The sequence below is a fragment of the Streptomyces sp. NPDC096339 genome (assembly GCF_044762985.1).
Classification (GTDB): domain Bacteria; phylum Actinomycetota; class Actinomycetes; order Streptomycetales; family Streptomycetaceae; genus Streptomyces.
In genome coordinates this window covers 1-2,647 of sequence record NZ_JBIWFI010000077.1, presented here as the reverse complement: position 1 = coordinate 2,647, position 2,647 = coordinate 1, and the positions used below count along the sequence as shown (strand labels likewise).

The window sequence follows — 2,647 nt, the reverse complement described above, 5'->3', positions numbered from 1 at the left end:
GAACCCCGCGTAACCCAACAGCCCACCGTTCTTGTCCGACACGTAGAACACCGACTCACCCGGCCGGTACACACCCGCCCTCTCAGGGTTCGAGTGGCTGCCGAGCGCGACGTCCATGTAGTCCCGGTCGATGTTGATCGTCTTGCCGCCCCAGGTCTCCGTGACCTCCCCGTCGTACTGGTGGACGCGCTGGTGCTGGGCCCAGGCCCAACTCGGCAGCACCGGCTCGTCCGTGTTGGCCACGTGGTTCCACCGGGCGGTGAACACCACGTCGGGCATGGTGTAACTGCCCGTGTTGGCCGCCAGGTCGGAGATGCCGGAGGCGGCGCTGCTGTAGACCGCGGAGTTGTATCCGCGGGCATGGAGCTGCTCGGTCCAGGCGGACAGGAAGGAGAGCACCCTGCCCGAGTACGTGCTGGTGTAGGCCTCCATGTCGTAGTACAGCAGGGCTCCCGGGCCGAGCCCGAGGGCAGCGGCACGGTTCACCGCGTCGTCCGCGGCGCTCCGTCCCTGGGACGCGGGAGAGGTGATCTCGTTGGCCTGCGGTCCGACGTAGAGCGGCATGAAGCGCCAGCCGGCCGCGGCCTGCTGCTGGACCCATGACGCGGTGAGGTTGGGCTGGGAGCAACCCCGGTTGCTGCCGCCGATGTAGATGCCGACGGCCCGGTACGGGGAGTTCGCCATCCACGCGTTCATGGTCGAGGAGTCCGGAGCGGCGCAGGCGTCGAATCCCTTGCCGATGTGGTTCGTCAGGTCGGCCCCCGACGCGGCGGCCGCCGTCGCGGTCGCGGTCGCGGACTCCGCCGAAAGCGCGGCCGGCGCTTGGGAGATCTCCCCCCGGGCGGGCGCCGCGATCGGGATTCCCGCGGCGGTGAGGATGGAACGGACCAGGGACTGGTCCTCGTCGTAGGTCGCCGTGACCCGAATGCCCTTGGCTCCGCCGACGATCTCGTGGTCGAGCTCGCGCACCGCCGCCTCCTGCACCGAGGTGCCGGACGGGTCCGCTTCCAGGACCAGCGCATCGGTCCGGCCCACCAGCCGGGTCGGGCAGTTCTGCTGCTTCCCGGGGGTACCGAGGTAGACGGCGTGGCGGTCGAACCGGACGCACTTGGTGGGGTCGGCGCTCAGGTCGACGACCTCCCAACTGTCGGGGACCTTGAACGTGTGGCCCTGGAAGGCCACGGTCTTGGAACCGGTACCGGAGCCGGGCGTCGCCGCCTGGGCCGAACCGACGGACGGGCCGATGAAGGCCGCTGCCGCGGCCACCAGGGCGAGGCTTCGCTTGAGGACAGGCAGGGAGGGACTGGCTTCGGGCATGGAGATCTCCTGTGAGGAGCTGCGGTGAGCCGCAGTCGGGGTTGGCAGGGGGGAGGGCGGCGGTCCCGCCGAGTCCAGCGGGACCGCCGCCCTGGGGACCGCTCGGCCGGATCAGCGCCGGCCGGGACGGTCCGCTGTCACCACTGGCCGACGAGGGGTGCGTCGCCCGGGTTGCCGAAGCGGACGCTGTAGATCACCTGGTTCGAGTCCTTGGCCGCGCCGAAGAAATCGGACTCCGCCGGCCGGTAGACACCCACCTTGTCGGTGCCGTCACCGTTCCAGTCACCCTTGACCGGCACATCCCCCGGGTTCCCGAACTTCACGTTGTGGTCCACGTTCGCCGACGAGTTGGAGTCACTCAGGTAGAACGTCGAATCCGTCCCGCGGTAGACACCGATCGTGTCCTTACCGTCACCGTTCCAGTCACCCACCATCGGCTTGTCACCCTCGACACCCATCCTCAAGGTGTGGGCGACCGTGGAGTTGTCGTTGGTGAGGTAGAACGTCTGGTCGCCGGGCCGGTAGACGCCGATCGTGTCGCTCCCGTTGCCGTCCCAGTCGCCGACGACCGGCACGTCACCCGGGTTGCCGAGCTTGCGCGTCACCGCGGCCGACGCGTTGTCGTTGGAGAGGTAGAAGGTCTGGTCGCTCGGCCGGTACACCCCGAAGGTGTCCTTGCCGTCGCCGTTCCAGTCCCCCGTCAACGGGGCGTCACCCTGCGAGCCGAACCCTGCGTACCCCGCCAGGTTCCCGTTCTCGTCCGAGACCGAGAACACCTGGTTGGAGGGCCGGTACACGCCCGCCGTGGAGCGCTTGAGTGCGGGGTACGGATCGGCGTGATCGGAACCGAGGCCGGCCGCGGGGCCGCAGCTCGGCCAGGCCCCTTCGCCCTGCACGGCCAGGACCTTTTCGGCGATGAGGATCTGCTGCCGCTTGGTCGCCTGGTGCGGGTAGGCGGCGTACTGCTCACCGCCGAAACCGCGCCAGGTCTGCAGGGAGAACTGGAGGCCGCCGTAGTACGGCCAACCAGCGCGGTAGTAGCTCCAGTTGCCGGTGCTCTCGCAGTAGGCGACCTTGTCCCAGGTCGATACCGACGCCGCGTCGGCCTGCACCGCGGGCACGGAGAGCACGGTGGCCATGCCCAGCGCCGCGGCGGCTATCCGGGCGCGGACACGTCGCGTACGGGTGGTGGTCATGTCGCCGGTCACCACTGGCCGGTGATGGGCAGGTCGCCCGGGTTGCCGAAGCGGGCGCTGTAGATCACCTGGTTCGAGTCCTTGGCCGCGCCGAAGAAATCGGACTCCGCCGGCCGGTAGACACCCACCTTGTC

General features: G+C 69.4%; 2 protein-coding genes. Both read right to left on the bottom strand.

Features of this window, described 5'->3' with window-relative positions:
• Nucleotides 1–1,317, bottom strand: a 1,317-nt coding sequence (locus ACIQ5Y_RS39825; protein WP_403892479.1) for a DUF1906 domain-containing protein, incomplete at its 3' end; no start/stop codon positions are given.
• A gap of 137 nt (nucleotides 1,318–1,454) precedes the next feature.
• A complete protein-coding gene (locus ACIQ5Y_RS39820) occupies nucleotides 1,455–2,513 on the bottom strand; it encodes a transglycosylase family protein (protein WP_403892476.1) in 1,059 nt (352 codons plus the stop codon).
• Nucleotides 2,514–2,647: the final 134 nt, after the last annotated feature.

Bases quoted from the DNA above. Each gene is read 5' to 3' on its own strand.
- ACIQ5Y_RS39820 (WP_403892476.1), bottom strand. From the start codon at position 2,513: ATGACCACCACCCGTACGCGACGTGTCCGCGCCCGGATAGCCGCCGCG.